At 41.6% G+C, this 16,460-nt stretch carries 13 protein-coding genes; 3 read left to right on the top strand and 10 right to left on the bottom strand.

What is annotated here, in order from left to right:
• From NSQ68_RS12745 to NSQ68_RS12710, 8 genes are read right to left on the bottom strand one after another with little or no spacing between them, the layout of a single operon-like run.
• On the bottom strand, window positions 1–1,092 hold the full coding sequence (locus NSQ68_RS12745) for a hypothetical protein (protein ID WP_342429024.1): 1,092 nt from the start codon (window positions 1,090–1,092) through the stop codon (window positions 1–3).
• The gene (locus NSQ68_RS12740; RefSeq protein ID WP_342429023.1) at window positions 1,076–2,542 is read right to left on the bottom strand and encodes a chorismate-binding protein; all 1,467 of its coding nucleotides are present in this window, start codon (window positions 2,540–2,542) and stop codon (window positions 1,076–1,078) included. The genes NSQ68_RS12745 and NSQ68_RS12740 overlap by 17 nt, the downstream gene beginning before the upstream one ends.
• 57 nt (window positions 2,543–2,599) lie before the next feature.
• Window positions 2,600–3,850, bottom strand: a complete 1,251-nt coding sequence (locus tag NSQ68_RS12735; protein ID WP_342429022.1) for an ATP-grasp domain-containing protein — start codon at window positions 3,848–3,850, stop codon at window positions 2,600–2,602.
• Between the two features lie 32 nt (window positions 3,851–3,882).
• Window positions 3,883–5,232, bottom strand: coding sequence for an MATE family efflux transporter (locus NSQ68_RS12730; protein WP_342429021.1), 1,350 nt, complete (start codon window positions 5,230–5,232; stop codon window positions 3,883–3,885).
• Window positions 5,233–5,487 carry an acyl carrier protein gene (locus NSQ68_RS12725; protein WP_342429020.1) on the bottom strand — a complete coding sequence of 85 codons (255 nt, stop codon included), beginning with the start codon at window positions 5,485–5,487 and terminating at the stop codon, window positions 5,233–5,235.
• Window positions 5,480–7,366, bottom strand: a complete 1,887-nt coding sequence (locus tag NSQ68_RS12720) for an HAD-IIIC family phosphatase (protein WP_342429019.1) — start codon at window positions 7,364–7,366, stop codon at window positions 5,480–5,482. Before NSQ68_RS12720 ends, NSQ68_RS12725 begins: the two co-directional genes overlap by 8 nt.
• Window positions 7,367–7,379: 13 nt before the next feature.
• Window positions 7,380–8,399, bottom strand: a complete 1,020-nt coding sequence (locus tag NSQ68_RS12715) for an alpha/beta fold hydrolase (protein WP_342429018.1) — start codon at window positions 8,397–8,399, stop codon at window positions 7,380–7,382.
• A gap of 27 nt (window positions 8,400–8,426) precedes the next feature.
• Window positions 8,427–9,452: a 3-oxoacyl-[acyl-carrier-protein] synthase III C-terminal domain-containing protein gene (locus tag NSQ68_RS12710; protein ID WP_342429017.1), complete on the bottom strand. Its 1,026-nt coding sequence runs from the start codon at window positions 9,450–9,452 to the stop codon at window positions 8,427–8,429.
• Window positions 9,453–10,013: 561 nt separating this feature from the next.
• Here NSQ68_RS12710 and NSQ68_RS12705 point away from each other — a divergent pair.
• Window positions 10,014–11,282 carry a tetratricopeptide repeat protein gene (locus NSQ68_RS12705; RefSeq protein WP_342429016.1) on the top strand — a complete coding sequence of 423 codons (1,269 nt, stop codon included), beginning with the start codon at window positions 10,014–10,016 and terminating at the stop codon, window positions 11,280–11,282.
• A 250-nt stretch (window positions 11,283–11,532) separates the two neighbouring features.
• Here the strand turns inward: NSQ68_RS12705 and NSQ68_RS12700 are convergent, their stop codons facing one another.
• Window positions 11,533–12,183 (bottom strand): NAD(P)H-dependent oxidoreductase, encoded by a 651-nt coding sequence (locus NSQ68_RS12700; RefSeq protein WP_342429015.1) that lies wholly within the window; start codon window positions 12,181–12,183, stop codon window positions 11,533–11,535.
• Between the two features lie 492 nt (window positions 12,184–12,675).
• The gene (locus tag NSQ68_RS12695) at window positions 12,676–15,204 is read right to left on the bottom strand and encodes an NB-ARC domain-containing protein (RefSeq protein ID WP_342429014.1); all 2,529 of its coding nucleotides are present in this window, start codon (window positions 15,202–15,204) and stop codon (window positions 12,676–12,678) included.
• 124 nt (window positions 15,205–15,328) lie between these two features.
• Between NSQ68_RS12695 and NSQ68_RS12690 the strand changes: the two genes are divergently transcribed.
• Window positions 15,329–15,712 carry a tautomerase family protein gene (locus NSQ68_RS12690; RefSeq protein ID WP_342429013.1) on the top strand — a complete coding sequence of 128 codons (384 nt, stop codon included), beginning with the start codon at window positions 15,329–15,331 and terminating at the stop codon, window positions 15,710–15,712.
• A 37-nt stretch (window positions 15,713–15,749) separates the two neighbouring features.
• Complete coding sequence (locus NSQ68_RS12685) at window positions 15,750–16,385, top strand: FMN-dependent NADH-azoreductase (protein ID WP_342429012.1); 636 nt, start codon at window positions 15,750–15,752, stop codon at window positions 16,383–16,385.
• Window positions 16,386–16,460 lie beyond the last annotated feature (75 nt).

Genomic DNA, 16,460 nt, shown 5'->3' with positions numbered 1-16,460 from the left:
TTAATAAACCCCTTCGAAGATTTTCTCTTTTACATTTTCCATAGGCTTCACATCAGCAACGCCATCCCAAGTATAGCTACCTACTGGAGCAACGCGCAGGGCCTGATCCCGCTCGAGGCGCGAAGGGATAAATAACTCAGGAGAGAATAACGTCAACTTGACTTGTCCATAGGTGTTATATGGAGTTAATTCCCTGTGATTCTCTTTATCCACTAATTGGACAATAGAAAAGGGATGTAATGTTTGAAAAACGCAGGCTTTAGGATCGTCTTTGAATTTTTGACGCTGAGGAGCGATCCCCATTAATGTATTTCCATACAACCCGATCAAGCGGGCTTCTGGGAAAATGAATGTTTCCAGCGCATCAAGCGTGCCTTCATCAATGGAGGTACCCGCCCAAATAATAACTTTAATTTTCTTCTGAATTAAGGAGGACAGCTTTTCATTTTTACTCATCGCCTCCAGGAGCGCCGGAGTTGCAAATAAAACTTCTATATTTTGCGTTTCCAGCACCGTAGAAACTTGTTCCAAAAGATGTTGTATGTAGGCTTTAACTACATCGAACTCTCCGTTTTTGGAGCACTTTTTTACCCATCGCGGATCAAAATCAATATAGTAGCACAGCTTGGAAAGGTAGGTTGCCATCCGTCCAATCGAACGGCCTACAATATGGGGGCCTGTAGGGCCTACATGCAACCAGTGCCCTGAGCAATTTTCGAATATCGATTGATCATTCAGTTCTTGAAATACCCATTCAAGAGCTTTCTTTCTGGAATACATGTCGACGATCTTTTGAGGAGAGCCTGTCGTTCCACCACTTTCAAACACTTCAAAGCCCCAATTCAATGTATGCAGTCCTTTAGGAATCAATTGATCCACGGGAATCCTTTTCATTTCTTCCGTATAGTCAGGAAATTCATCCAGATCCTGTAATGTTTTGATGTCGTGCAGCGGGTCGAAAGGTAAGGAGATGCGCTTTTTCAGCCAAAAGGGTGAGCCCGTCTCTTCTGAAAAATGCCACTGTAAAGTCGCCTGGATAACATCATGAATTGAAGGCGAAGCTGATTTATTATATTTATAAATGTCCAGCATGCAAATTTCCCCCTTTAGTTTCATTCGTAATTTCAATATTCCCGATGAACGGAGTCATTTTGGTTCTTGTTTCTTTCCATTCATTTTCAGGTTTTGAATTCTCGACAATCCCGCCTCCGGCATAAACGTGTAACTTTCCATTTTCCAGATAAGCAGTTCGTATCGTTAGCGCAAAATTGGAATCATCATTGGCTCTGCAATATCCAAAACCACCGGCAAAAAATTCACGTTTGAATGCTTCAACCTCGGATAACACTGGCTCTACTTCCAAACGCGGAACCCCCCATATCGTAGCAGGCGGATAAATTCTGCCGAGTACATCAAATGTAGAAACTTCTTTTTTTAAGGAAGCATACAAATGAGTTTTCAAATGAAAGGCATACGGTGTTTTGAGAATATGTTTATCCTCACTGATGACCACATCCTTGTTAACCGCCAATTCCTTAAGATCGTTAACCATGAGATTGACAGCATATTGATGCTCCTTATTCTCCTTACTGTCATGAAGCAATTCAGCTATAATTTCCTCTTCTGTTTTGTGCCCGTATGCGATTTTGCGTGTACCCGCAAGCGGCTTACTAATTGCCTTCTGCCCCTTTTTAACAAGCAATACTTCCGGCGATACGCCAAACCACTCTTTTTGATCATTCCACTTAAAAAAGTAGCTGTACTCCTGATAATTTTTTTGATTTATTTTCGAGAATAAAGGTAATATGCTTTTTATTTCTTCTAATTGAATGACTGCCTTTCGGGTCACTACTACCTTGGCAAACTCCTTATTGCCCAGCTTATCTAGAATTCGATTAAGATTATCCATGTAGGTGTCTTTATCGGGTACATAAGAAATCGTCCCTTTGTATTCTTCCTGAACTGCCTTCTCTAAATAGCTAATCGTTTCTGAGGTAGGCAATATCACGTCGTTAGACCAGCTAAGCACATCAAATTGATTTTCCGTTCCTTGAATAAGGATTTTGGGGAGGGTAAACACGGCAACTTCCTGCAATTCTTCATGAATGGTTTCGCACATCCAGCCGCCTAAAAATGACATATCCGCAAACTCATCCGGGATTTGCATCTGAACCGTCTTCATCATTTCTGAAAGCTTATTAAAAATATCTTTATAAGGCATATGCGTTACATTGACATATTCATTAATTTCAGAAAGCATTTTATTTTGAATATAGATATTCGTCTTTAACAGCGTTTTACTTGCGGAAACTTTGATAGATACATAATTACCTAAACCTAACATGATGTGAGGCTTTCCTGAGTCGGTTTGAGAGATAAAGACCGTTTTAAATTCTTCAGCGAACTCCGGATACAAAGACGAGAGCGCCTGCATCCAATATAAAGAGTTATTCACATGTAAATCCTCGATCACGATATTTCTTTTAGCTGTCAAATACTCTACACCAGGAATCGGAAAAATTTTTTTGATGTCCACAACCATTTTCCACTACCTCCTCGAGATTTTATATTTAAAGTGACAGTTTAGGGGAATGGATGTTTATGATATCTTTATTTTTTCTAATGGCCTTCCCTCCAAATGGAAAAGCTGAATGCTTTTAAGAACGGCCTGCTCTACCTGATCTTCACTTTGCCCGTCGAACATAAATCGACCGCTAATATGGTAGTAAGAGCCGCTACCATCCATGACATCTCCAGCATTAGGAATAACTTCTGAAAAGATTTCCGGAATTTGCTCCTTGAGGCTCGTTACATGGATGACTTCCAGCGGAGTATTCTGTGGCTCAGGAATTTGAAGAAAACCACCATGTATATTTAAATCTGCTTCAGGTACTCCCGTAAATGTACCCAACAGGATTTTGACCGTTTCTTCACCGAGATGGATACCGAAGCGATCAAGTAAAAAGAATGGAATTTCCGCCCCGCCAATACGTGCGCCAATTTCCAAAAACACCAATTCTTTTTCCTGTTTATGAATCAGCTCCATATGAAAGGAACCCTCACTTAATTCCAGGGCCTTCAACGAACGGTCGGTAAAATCAACAATGCGTTGACGAAGCTCCTTATCTTTAGTAATCAGAATGGAACCACACGGCTTTCCTTTGGAAAAGCCCAGGCAGCTACCGACATAGCGCGACACAGATATGAACTCGATTTTCCCTTTATTCACAATGCCATCTATATGAAAAATAGTTCCCTCAACGAATTCTTCGGCCTCATATTCTGCCAAGGAAATAGTGGTTAGAAATTCTTCCAACTCTGCATCAGAATGCACTAATTTGACCCCTATGCTGGCTGCTGAAACTTTAGGTTTTAGGATAAGCGGATAATTCACTTTTTTAGCGAAAGCAAAGACTTCATCAGAGGTTGTAAAATCAATGAAATAAGGAGTGCGTATAGAGTATTCCTTCAATCTCTTCTTCATTTCAACCTTATTCCGGTACAATTGAACCTGTTGCTCATCTACACCCGGAATAGCATACTTTGTTCTTAAAAATGCGGCGATGTCCATATCAAATTCGGATAAGCAAATGAGATGATCAACCGGACCATAGGTATTGACAACTTCAAACATAGCTTGATCCAATTCATCTTGCTGCTCCAGACGTTCAAATCGAATTATTTTGGCTGCTCGTTCTTTATACTCGGAAATATCCTTATATCCATTTTCATTCACAAAGTAGATGACATCGTTTTGTGAATGATCAATAACTGTGTTGTAGTTCATATAGTTACCAAAGATTAAACCTCCAAAACGATGAATCACGACAATAACCTGTTTATCCTTCAATTCTCTCACTCCCATTTCAGTTCATTGGATAGTTAGCCTTCCAGAGCAACTGATTTATAAGATGCATTTCCTCTCTGGAATAAAAACAACAGGATCACCGCTTGTACCACGACTCCCAGAATTTGAGATATCCAAACACCATGTACCAACATGTTGTTAAATGAAGAAAGTGTGAATGCTCCCAAAAGAGTAACGGCAGTCCCTATTAATGTCACATAAAACATCGTTCGACTTTGACCTGAGCCTAAAAACACACCTCCGATACTTACTGCAAAAGAAAGAGGCAACAAATAGAGACTCATGTAATAAAGATAGATCATCCCCTCCTGAATGACTTGTTCACTATTCGTGAAGATTCGAAGTAAAAATGGAGCCAATACTAATAACAGTATGCCGGCTAGTAATCCAACGGCCCCTCCTAACCAAAGCACCTTCTTACCGATTTTATGAAAACTTTTGCCTTCTCCTGCACCCAGCTGGTAGGAGATTTGAATACTCGCTGCTTGCCGAACCGCATAGAAAAACATCGTTATAAATACAATGATCTTCGTCCCGATCCCATAAGCCGCCATACTGTAGACTCCAAAGGTTCCAATCAAGCCAATGAGAATCATGTTGCTCCCCATACGAGCTATAAAGTCACCTGACATGGGAAGACCGATATTAAGAATATCTTTTACATTCTTCCGAGTTTTTGCACCATATTCGACCTGTTTTAATGTCTTGATAAAATCGGATCGGTAGAATGTGTATAAAGCAATCATCAAAGTGACTGTACGCCCTAATACAGTGGCTAAAGCTGCTCCTTGTACACCTAATTGGGGAAATCCCAGCCAACCGTATATAAAAAGCGGGTCTAGCACGAGAATTAACAAATTTGACAGTAACGCCATTTGCATCGGAAACTTTGTATTGCTATACCCTTTAAATATAGAATCCACAATATTTTGCGCATAGAAAATGATGATTCCCGGAAATGAAATTGCCAAAAATGCTGTAGTTAAAATGAGCGTGTCTTTTTCTCTAGAGCTAGTGAAGAGACTCGCAATTTCAGCTCTAAATACAAACCCCAGTCCACCCACCAGCAGACTTATAACCGCCCACAGAATCCAGCTATCTCTGACTGCACTTTTTATAGATGATAGATCTTTGTTTCCCAAGTAGCGTGAGATCAGGACCGTAGTTCCTGCACTGGCAATGAGTATAATGGCAAGAAGTACATTTTCCAGACTGGTTGCGACTGTCACGGCTGCGACTGATGCACTACCCAACCGTGCGACCCAAAAAATATCAATAATTCCTGCTATAACCCCGGCTAACAGCTCAAAGTAAATGGGATAAGCCAGCAAACCCAGGCTATTCCGTTTTTTAGACAATTCCACTTACTCCACCCCTATTGTCTTACCGCTTTGTTGCGATAAAATAATATTTCCTAACTCTCCTACTGTAAGCGACTTGTGAAAATCCTCCAGTTTAATTCGGACCTGAAAATTTTGTTCAATTTGAACAAGGAGACGCAGGGAATTAAAGCTATCCCAATTTTCAAGAGTATCCAGTCGAGTATCTTCTTGAACTTCCGTATCCGTATTTAATATATCCGTAACCAGTTCTTGAAGTTGCAGATCAAAATCAGACATTGTGAATTTCTCCTTTCTCACTGTGGACTTGAATCCAGGCAGGCTGTAGCGAACCTGAAATCGGCAAATTTATTCTGTACTGAGTATGTTCATCTTCTTGACGGATCATATGGAAGCCAGCATTTGTATAGAAATCAGATACAATATGATTTTTAGGAGTATGACGATACTCCGCTTCAATGCATTGAATGCGGGAACGCGTAGCTTCATCTAATATATACTGAAGAACAGCGTATTCAATTTTACGTGAGAACACACGACAGCTCATAATAAAGTTCTGGATCACCCAATGATTCGGCTGCTTGTTAATCCAGACTCCCCCAATAATTCCTTCCTGCCCGAAACGGTCTTTGCTGGTAAAACCAAGCAAGCTTACCTGTCCTTCTTGTTGATTTTGTAGATTGTAGGACTCGGTATATTGATCTTTGGTCATGTTAAACTGGTTCGTCCGCAGATTAAGCTGCATCAAACGTGGCATGGAATACTCATCAGCCTCAAATATATTTACGGAAATATCCAGTTGCTTTAAGTATTCTTCCGGAGAAGAAAAGGATTTGGAAAACTCTTTTCTTTCAACCTGCGTACGGTACATTTCTGTACGAGTTTGATCGGTTTCCGTTGTGAGTAATACATCAAAGTAACCTGTCTCCAGTAGCCTGTTCAGATATAAAGCAGGCTCCGCACCTATATCAATAACCGTTACTTCAGGTATCGTCGAAGCGACCAGTTCTCGCTCAAACGGACTGTCATCTACAAAAACAAGAGAATCCAAACCAATATTCAGTTGATTTGCCAGATAGCGAATATTTTCATTTTTGGGTTCCCAATTGACCTGCATGATTGAAAAATCCGTCTGTCGAAGTAACATTTCAGGATGTTTCTCTAATGCCTCCTCCACAATGGAAAATTCATTTTTGCTGCATATTGCAAGAATGACTCCCTGTTGCTTTAATCTTTTAGCAATCCGTTGCAGGTTTACAAAGCAATTGCCAGGATACAGGCTTCCAAGCTGTATACTTGCGGGACCATCGTCTCCAATAACACCTCCCCACAATGTGTTATCCAAATCCAGCACCAGGCATTTTTTCGAGAGGCCGAGGTAGGCAAGACTCAAACTGACAACTTCTTGAGCAACGAGTAAAAACACATCGTTATGCCAAGCGATACTGGCATAATAGTGCATACGCTCATCTCTTAAAAATCCGGGGTGGTTCGTTAATAGCATTTCAAGATCCAATACATAAGTCGAAGGAAGTAGCTCCGAGAATTCCAGTAATCGGCCGTTCAGCTCTCTCCACAAACGCCCCCATAAAGCCTTATGCTTGAAGGAAATAATACTCTTTAAATCAATTGAATTAATCGGAATTGTGTTTAAAACAAAAGTGCTGGGCTGCCAAGTATTGTATTGGTCCAGCATTTTGTACAACGTATCAAGCTGTTCCCTAGCGTGTGAACGAATATAGTCAAAATTCAATGTATCCCAATCCTGAGGAAGCAAAAATTGCTCATCCAACAGGCAGAGAATCATTTGAGGTTTAAAATTAGCTAAGTCTGAGTGTGGATTGGATAACTCGAATGCAATTTGGTTGTATTCAGCGGTATAAAATTCGGGTGAGATTTCCTGTATGAGTAGCAGAGTGCGTAGAGAGGATATGATAGGCTGAGTTATAAAGTTGCTGACGATTGCAATTTTTAAAGTTTTGAGCTTTCCGGGCTGAATTCCAATCATGGTAGGACTCACCTTTTCCAAAGCGTGCCCTACTAAATCAAGCTCTTCATAGGTCTTTAGTTGACGCAATGCTGGAAGAACATCGGTATTGCTTGTATCATCTCCCCGACTTAAGCGACGAATATTTCTGGCAAGCTCATGGATTTCCATAGTCTCCTCCTGCTCAGTTATTTTCTTCAAGATAATGCGCTAAAAAACTCAGCACCTCACTAGCTATAGGTCCATATGTTCTTCGAGCGTCACCTCTGCGTGGGGAAAAAATATGGCCTAATTGATCGAAAACAGTGAAGCTCACATTAGAACGATCCTTCAGTGCATTTTTCAGCAAATACGCTTCTCGAATAGGGGTCGCATTATCATCGCTCGCCTGCATAATACATATATGTCCGGTAAATGGTGTAATACGCTTATAGGCGGGTTCATTGCTTATCCATTCCTGCCAAAATTCAGATGGTGCTTCTTCATTCCCAAATTGCAAATCCCGTGCTAAATTCTTATCGTAATGTGACTTCAAAATAGAAGCGATCTGTTCATATGAAGCAGATTCCAAGGTCTGTAACTCATCCTCCAGATTGTCCCACCATCCCCATCTTGGTAAAGCGAGTTCCCGTAAGGCTTCTACTTTCACCGCACCGTCCTTCTCAACTAGTTGCTGCTCCCACAACCATTGCAGCTTGCGCTCTACATCCATATAGTAACGCCGATAAAGATAATTTTCGCCAATGGTAGACATAAGGATCAAACCTTTTAAGGAAGGGGCTTTCTCAGAGGCTGCAATAGCTACTTCGGTACCTAAAGAAATTCCAAGTAACCATACGGCTTCAGCTTTTATTCCATATGTGTTTCTCACGAGGTCAACGGCTGCACATGCATCTTCAACTAATCCTGAAAACGTACGGCGCTGATAATTCATGGCTGAATCATTGGACGCAGGTACAAAACGGCTGTTATATCGAAGTACGGCAATTCCCTCATCTACTATGGCATCGCGTATTTGTAAAAACATTCGAACAGGCTGATCATCCATACTCATATCCGCATGATGACTTCCATCCATGTCCCATGCTCCCCAAGGGTGCAACAAAATGACACACGGGACTTCCTGTTCAGCAGAAGCAGGCCATGCCAATCGACCTTCCAGCATACCATCTTGACTATGAATCTGTACCATATCTTCTTTCACTATATTCTTCCAATATTTTAAGCTAACTTAGACCTGGAATAAGCTACAAACCCAGTGCATTCCGTTTCCAATCCCAATCAGTGCTACATAGTCGTTTCTGTTCAGCTCGCCGGATTCAATATATTGTTTAAAATCAAAAAGTTGATCGGTGACTCCCATATGACCATATTGGGATGCCAATTTAGCATTGGTCCGATCTATATCTACTTCAAAAATCTCAGCAATCTCCTGCATGGATTTAACATTATCGTGGAGATAAATGATTCGACGGATATCAGTTAATTGAATTCCCTCTTTCTCGCACGCTTGCTCTGTAACCAGGCGAATGCGCTTGTTTAGCAATTCAATAAAATCCATCAATTTTACAGGATCAGCGTCAAAAAATTCCTGCACTTTTGCCAGCGGTGAAAAGGAATGAATATGCTGCAAATTAACAGCATTAAATGGCTCTGTACTCCCGCCCCAATCATAACGGAACAGAGGAGCATATGTACCATCACTCCATATTTTAGTGCTGACCCAGCGGCAATGTGGATGTTCTCTTTGGACAACAGCAGCGGAAGCACCATCGGAGTGAAAACAAGAATTGTATGTGACTCGATTGCGATATTCTTCGCTATTACGATTGGAGGTAACCACAAGTCCATATTGATAGTCGGGGTGAACAGCAAACTTGCCAGCTACTGTGTCAAAGGCCATCAGCCCGCCACTACAGGCTTGGTTAAATAGAATGGCTTCCGAGGAATGTGCACCGAGACGATGCTGAAGCTCACAGGCAGGGTCCCAATAGAGATACTCGGGAATTTCACTAATGGCCAGTATTATAAAATCAAGTTCCTCTGCTGTGATTCCCGCATGGTTCAAAGCTTCTTCCGCAGCCTGAAACGCTAAATCCGTTTGGGTGATTTCAGGAGCCGCCGCATAAAAATACTCATAGCCCCATTTTTTCACTTTATCAATATTAGATGTATATTTATGAACCTCGTCTTCTACTTTCCGCTTCTGCCCCAGTGCCTGTCCAAAACCGCTAATTCCATAGCTCGAAGTTGACAATTCTCTTCCCCCTTTTAATGTGGGCTTCATAATGTGGGCTTCAATAAGTCTTATGTATGTTTACTCGTGCTGTTCTATAGACGAAATATATTTAATGACCAAGGCAAGACATCTACTGTCGTGAGATTCGCAAAAAATCCATTGTCAAACAAATATTCGCAGCCAGACGAAAATGATACTAACAGTATCAAAAATATCGAAATTCGAATCATTTGTTTCTTGTTCATCCCTCATCGCCCCCTCATATGTCATTAATTCCTTGGAAATTATGATACTACCGGTAACAAATTATGTCAAAGTTTATTTTGCAAACTTTCAAGATATTTCAGGAAATTAGTTATTATTGGTATGCTTTTGAGACAAATGGTTCAACTGAGCCAATCCAATTTGGCAATAGTACAAAAAAGTTTAATAAGTTATAATGATTTATTTGGGTTAATATGCAATACTTGTACTATCTATATTTTCTTCAATTTCACAATTAGTAAACTTTTGAATATATTTTTATTCAAATGTATTCTTACTAACATATTAATAAGAATTAGAAGGGAAGTATTTATTATGGATATGATTTTACTAGGAAAGAAGATAAAGAACTTACGAAAAGGTTTAAAAATGCGTCAGGAGGATCTAGCCAGAGATGTTGTAACCAGAGGTTACATTAGTCAAATTGAGAAAGGAAATGCTATGCCCTCTTTTGAGATCATTAGCAAGCTTGCGGAGCGATTAAATTGCTCTATTGCTTTTCTGTTAGAAGAAGAGGCCCCGGAAACCGTTTCCCTTCCTCCCTCCATTCCTGCTCAATTGGTAAGGGCGGAACAATATCTTGAAAGCAATTTGTTAAATGAGTTTCTAAACATAATAAAGAGTATAGAAATCACAGAGGAAGAAGCTGATTTAAAAGCCAAGCAACAATTACTTTATGCAAGGTATTACTGGTTATCTAACGATATGGAAAAAGCCTACGAATATATTGAAAATGTCATTCAGCATGCTCCTCCTTTTGATTACGATATTAGAGCCAAATCATATAATCTGCAGGGTCAAATTCTGTATCGAACCAATCAATTAACAGAGGCTTTAAAAAGCTTCAATAATGCTTTGCTGCTGACCAAACAATTTACAGTCGACAAACTTCTTTATGTCGATGTTCTTCTCAACCTTGGCGTCTTTCACTGCCATCTGGATGAGATTACTTCTGCGTTAACTCATTTATTGGAGGCGCAGCAAATTAATCTACAAAACAGTGCATTTTATAAGTCTGGTGAAATTTCAATGACAATGGGAGTGTGTTATAAAAAAACGGGGAATTGGGAAGAAGCGAAGCTGCAATACCAGCAATCCCTCCTGTTTTTTGAACAAACCGATAATAAGAAGTTGAAAGCGGGTTCACTTTTAAATTTGGGTATTCTGTATAAAAAGATCAAGAAATATGATGAATCTTTAGCCTATATCGAGAAATCTATTGAGTCATACTCCTTGTTATCCGATGAAGAAGGCCTGATCAATTCCAAACTGGAGCTTGCTGAGCTATATATTGATATTCAAAACATTGAAGAAGCAGAAAGGATCTGTGATGATTTTTTGCATGTAAATATGAACCTGGATTTAAAAGCCCAGCTCAATATTTTAATAGGACGAATCAACTCCTGCCATGGAAATCTAGCACAAGCTCTGGATCACTTCTTTTTAGCTCGCACCATATATCAACAAAAGCAAGCACACAAAAAAATGAGCGAATTGTATATCCTTATAGCTGAAGCTTATTATCACCAAAAAGATTTTGAGACCGCTTCGTATTACTACAGGCAAGGCCTTCCTGCTCAATAACAAAAAACCTCAGGGCTCCTTCCAGATGGATAAAGTCCCTGAGGTTTAACTATTTAAATTTCACTTATGGCTCATTGATGACCGCATTGTGGCCGCCAAAACAAAGGAATTGCCTTAAGTATCAAGGATTGTAATGCAACTTATTTGGGATCAATGTACATCAGGTGTAACAACAATACAATCCCCCATCATGGTCAAAAAAGAGAAAGAAAAACCAGAAATTTTTCCGCTTTTTCTTTAGGCTGTCACATCAAAACGCTTTGGCTGCCAATATGGCTTGCCGGATTGCTTGTTCCTTTATGCTCTGCGCTTGGTCCGGCCGCTCACTGATACCTTCAACAAAGATAGCCTGCACATCGTCAATGCCCAGTAAATTCATGATAGCTTTTACATAACTATGGCTGTACTCTACATCTTTAAACTTCCCATGGGAGAGAACCGTGCCGGAAGCCTGAATGTGCATTACTTTTTTGTTCTGCTGTGTCCCAATCAAACCGGACAAACCCCGCAGCCCATTATCGGCTCGCTTAATGGTTTTTCCCGGAACTATAACCGCGTCAATGTACGCTTTCAGAACCGACGGGAAAGAATAATTCCATACCGGATTGACAATGACGATTTTATCCGCAGTCATGAATTGGTCCGCAATCTCGCGCATTCGCATCGCTTTGACCTTCGATCCCTCGCTCAGTTCATCGAAAGAAAGACCACTTAGTGGTTGCCCCCAGCGTCTTAGAAGATCGGCGTCGATTTGCGGAAGATCCATGCGGTACAGGTCCAAATGAATGACTTCATCTCCTGGGTTGGCCTCCTGATAGGTTTCGATAAACTGTTTGCCGACTGATAAGCTGTATGTACCGTCTTTTAAAGGATGAGCGGTTATGTACAATACAGTTGCCATGATAAATCCACTCCTTTGTTATGATTAAAATAATTGAGGATACGATGCTTGAATGTCGCAGTGAAGTCACTCGGCACTTTGCGACCCGGAACGTATTTTTAATAACGTTTACGGTTCCGGCAACGCGACAATTTGAAGCGAGAAATGCGGATTTCACAACCTGAAGGCCAAAGTAGTTCCTTAATGTAATTATTATAGTTACAGAAAAAAAATGAATGTCAAGAAAGATTTTGAAAATGTAAAACCAATTTTTTGACAGGAAGACCGATTTTCTCAAAGATGTAAAACAAAAAGAAACCGTTTCTTGGTAAATGGAAGTGCGACCCACCACATTTACGAAAGGAACGGTTTCTTTGTACATTCAATATACCATGGATCAACTCCGTCGGCCCATGGACTTGGAGGACGACATTCCTGCCTATCACCTTGTTCGAGTTGTTAATGAGGCCGTCCATCGTTTGGACGATCAGATTTTCAGGGAGGCTTTCACACCTAAGTTTCTAGCGAATATGCGAGGATCTGGTCTTTCGTTAGACTCTTTCCTTTGTTCCAAATATCGCGCATTTCCTGTTCAATTAAAACAGGTTGAAGATCAAGGAGCACTACATTATGCTCCACGGGAAAATTCGGAACGGCAGCACCTCCGAAGCTTTCGCGACATTTCTCAGCAGCACTCAGAAGGATGGCTGCTTCTGGATAAGCCTTCTTTGCCCATAGAGCTATAGCCAACCCTTCTATTCCACGAGAGAGAATCCATGTTCCTTTGTAGATTTGGCTAATCGCAATGCTTTTTTTGAAGCATTCAATGGATTGATCGATCTGTCCAAGTTTCAAGGCAGCATAACCGAGGCTTTCGTACGGACCGGATAATTCCCATTTATCCTGAACTGATTCGAAGAAGTACACGCTCTCTTTCAGAAGCATGGATGCTTCATGATACTCCTTTTGTTCCAGCTTTAGCTTTCCATAAGCATGCAAGGAAGCCGCCAAATTCCACATGTCCTTCGTTTTCCTGGCAATATCAACGCTCTCCTTAACGAGAGGCTCGGCATCTTTCAAAAGTAGCTGGTTGATATCAATAAATGCCATGAGGCGAAGAGAAGAGGCTAATTGTGCAGAATGATTCAGATCACGGGCGAGCTCAACGCTACGTGCAGCTGAAACCATGGCCTCTTCAACGTTTCCTTGAACCAATTGAATGACGCCCCGCCCATGCAATGCTTTGGCAAAATCTCCACCAGGCAGCTCTTCATGAACTGTACTTTCCAAAAAACGATTAAGCCAAAAAATCCCTTCCTTTAATCTGCCTTCATGTAGCCAGAACCAGTAAAGGTTTGAAACCATATGAAATCCGATTGAGTTGGCATGTGCATTTTGATAAGACCATTGCATGGCTGATCGCAGATTAGTATATTCCCTTCTCACTTCCTCAAGGCAGGCATCACGCTCGCGAGTCCTGAACTTGGCCTCGGCACGATTCAAAATTTGGCTGTAATATTGAGCATGACGTTCAAGAAGAACATGTCTGTTACGGTCGTCAGTTTCTTCCCGCATCTTCTCGCCAGCATATTCCTTTATGGCTTCCAGCATGAAATAACGGATGTAGCGGTAGTCATCACTGGTTTCGATTGAGACGAGGGACTTGTTGACCAGTCCGGATAACAGATCAAGCATATCTTCCCGAGCAAGTTTATCATCACGGATGGGCAATTCAGGTTCGCAGCTACAGATCCGTTCCACTGCCTCCAACGTAAACCCTCCCGAAAATACACTGAGCCTCCTCAGAAGCAGTTGCTCCTTGCCGGTTAGTAGATCGTAGCTCCAATCGATTGTAGATTTCAGCGTTTTTTGCCGAGGCACAGCATTTCGTTTTCCAGCAGTCAATAATGTCAGCAGACTCGCCAGACGTTCTTCCATCTGTTCCAATGTCAACATGCTCATTCTGGAAGCCGCAAGCTCAATGGCTAACGGAATCCCTTCTAATTTTTTGCATATGGCACCTACAAGCTGCAAGTTTGCCAGCGTGGGCTGAAGCTTAGGAGCAACCAAAAGCGCACGTTCCATAAACAGTTGCACGGCTTCAAATTCCTTGATTTCTTCTTCGGAGAGCACCTCCAGCGAATACTCCTCACCTGGAAAGGATAACGGGGGAATCCGATAGACGTATTCCCCAGAAATGTCCAAGGATTCTCGGCTCGTGACCATGATGCTTAGTGCTGGCGCAGCCATTAGGAGTGATTCAGCTAAAGCCGCGCATGCATCAATGATGTGTTCGCAGTTGTCGAAAATAAACATCATTCTTTTCTCGGAGATTACACTCAATATGGTTTGGAGATCAGTTCGATTTACTTGATTTTGCAGTCCCATAGTGGATAACAGAAACTGGCCCAAAAAATGATGATCCTTCACGGCGCCGAATTCGAACATCCAAATACCGTCCGGATATGTTTCTGCAAGCGTTGAAGCGACTCGAACAGCAAGAGATGTTTTGCCTATCCCCCCGGGTCCTACGATTGACACAAGGGAATGGTTCTTCAGCTGTTCTTTCAGGTCAGCCATGGATTGGCTTCTTCCTACAAAGAGAGAAGGAGGCTTCGGTAACTGACTTTGCGTTGCAAGTGAAACGGCTTGCGTGGCAACCCGACCTTCCTGCGCGGAACCTTCGAACGAAGCAACGGTTTCAAACCAAGTGACATCAAAATCCGGAAACTCCCGTTTTGTTGCAGAGCGCACTTCCGAAAAGCGTTTTACTGCAAGCCAAAGCTCCTCAGCCTCTTTCCGCTGGGCCCCCTCCAGGAAGAGTCCTTCCTCCAAAAAGACTTGAATCAAACGTTTGAGGCTGCCAACGCTGGGAAGACGATCTCCGTTCTCCCACTGTTGAACGGTTCGTGGATCGACGCCAACTTGCCTTGCCAAGTCAACTTGCCGTGTTCGTTTGGAAAGGTTATGTCTAGCGGGCCTGGAACGAATTTTTTTAATCCAATCATGGGGCCAATCTTTCGAAAATTTTTCGTCTTCCATCTTATCACCTGGCTTCAATAGTCTGAGCATCTCTGACACGAACAAACACGAACTCTTGTACATTCGTGTTCAGGATTTTAACAGATAAAATAAAGCATATCAACAAAAAGAGGAGGTAATCTACATGCCTTTAACACGTATCGTCACGTTAGAAGGACGTTCGAGCGAAGCTAAAGCCCGTATTAAAGAGGTCGTCTCACAAACAATCGTGGACAAACTGCAAGTGCCTGCAAATGATCGTTTTTTGATTATCGAGGAACACAACCGAGAGAACTTCAACTTTGATCCAAACTGTCTGGACATTGAAAGAAGTGATGGATTTCTCATCGTTCAAATCATTTTGAATGTCGGCAGATCGTCCGAAATAAAAAAAGAGTTCTATGCGGCATTAGCTGAACAACTGCATCAGCAGTGCAACATTAGAACCGAGGATGTTTTCATCAATTTAATTGAAGTCACGAAAGACAACTGGTCTTATGGCAACGGCATCGCCCCTTTTATTGTTTAAATCGTAATTTTATATAAGAAGGAGAGAAAATATAATTATGTCAACTATTCTTTATATCACTGCGCATCCTGGTAATCCAGAAGCATCTTACAGCCTTTCCGTGGGCGAGCAATTTGTACAAGCCTATCAAGAAAGTCACCCAGAAGATAAGATTGTGCACGTAGATCTGTATCAACGAAACATTCCGCATATCGATGCAGATGTATTGGAAGCATGGGGCAAGCTTCAAACGGGAGCATCATTTGATCAATTGACTGCCGCGCAGCAAGAAAAAATAACCCAACTGAATCATTTGCTCGAAGAGTTTATCGCTGCGGACAAGTACGTGTTCGTTACACCCATGTGGAACTTCTCTTACCCTCCGGTATTGAAGGCATACATTGATTCCTTTTGCGTCAGAGCCAAAACATTCAAATACACGGAGAATGGCCCCGTTGGACTGCTGCATGACAAAAAAGCATTCCACATTCAAGCTAGCGGCGGCATCTATTCGGAAGGTCCTGTGGCGGAACGCGAGAATGGAAGCCGTCATTTGAAGACTGTTTTGAATTTTGTCGGCGTAACAGACTTTGATAGCCTGTTTGTGGAAGGTCTGTCCACGGCGGGAGACCGCGCTCCCCAAATCAAAGCCGAAGCAATTGAAAAAGCGCGCAATGCTGCGAAGAATTTCTAAGAGTATGTTTCGATAGCGATTGGAGATTAGTCAATATCGTGGCAATGGTTTGTTACATCACATTAATCTGAATAA

It is taken from the genome of Paenibacillus sp. FSL L8-0158 (genome assembly GCF_038592965.1).
GTDB classification, from domain to species: domain Bacteria; phylum Bacillota; class Bacilli; order Paenibacillales; family Paenibacillaceae; genus Paenibacillus; species Paenibacillus polymyxa_D.
The sequence above is the reverse complement of the archived record's forward strand: the minus strand, read 5'-3'. Positions and strand labels throughout refer to the sequence as shown.

What these genes read in the sequence shown, in the direction of transcription:
- NSQ68_RS12685 (WP_342429012.1), top strand. Translation starts at nt 15,750, where the DNA reads ATGTCAACTATTCTTTATATCACTGCGCATCCTGGTAATCCAGAAGCA.
- NSQ68_RS12720 (WP_342429019.1), bottom strand. Translation starts at nt 7,366, where the DNA reads ATGGAAATCCATGAGCTTGCCAGAAATATTCGTCGCTTAAGTCGGGGA.
- NSQ68_RS12695 (WP_342429014.1), bottom strand. Translation starts at nt 15,204, where the DNA reads ATGGAAGACGAAAAATTTTCGAAAGATTGGCCCCATGATTGGATTAAA.
- NSQ68_RS12725 (WP_342429020.1), bottom strand. Translation starts at nt 5,487, where the DNA reads ATGTCTGATTTTGATCTGCAACTTCAAGAACTGGTTACGGATATATTA.
- NSQ68_RS12740 (WP_342429023.1), bottom strand. Translation starts at nt 2,542, where the DNA reads ATGGTTGTGGACATCAAAAAAATTTTTCCGATTCCTGGTGTAGAGTAT.
- NSQ68_RS12745 (WP_342429024.1), bottom strand. Translation starts at nt 1,092, where the DNA reads ATGCTGGACATTTATAAATATAATAAATCAGCTTCGCCTTCAATTCAT.
- NSQ68_RS12700 (WP_342429015.1), bottom strand. Translation starts at nt 12,183, where the DNA reads ATGGCAACTGTATTGTACATAACCGCTCATCCTTTAAAAGACGGTACA.
- NSQ68_RS12690 (WP_342429013.1), top strand. Translation starts at nt 15,329, where the DNA reads ATGCCTTTAACACGTATCGTCACGTTAGAAGGACGTTCGAGCGAAGCT.
- NSQ68_RS12705 (WP_342429016.1), top strand. Translation starts at nt 10,014, where the DNA reads ATGGATATGATTTTACTAGGAAAGAAGATAAAGAACTTACGAAAAGGT.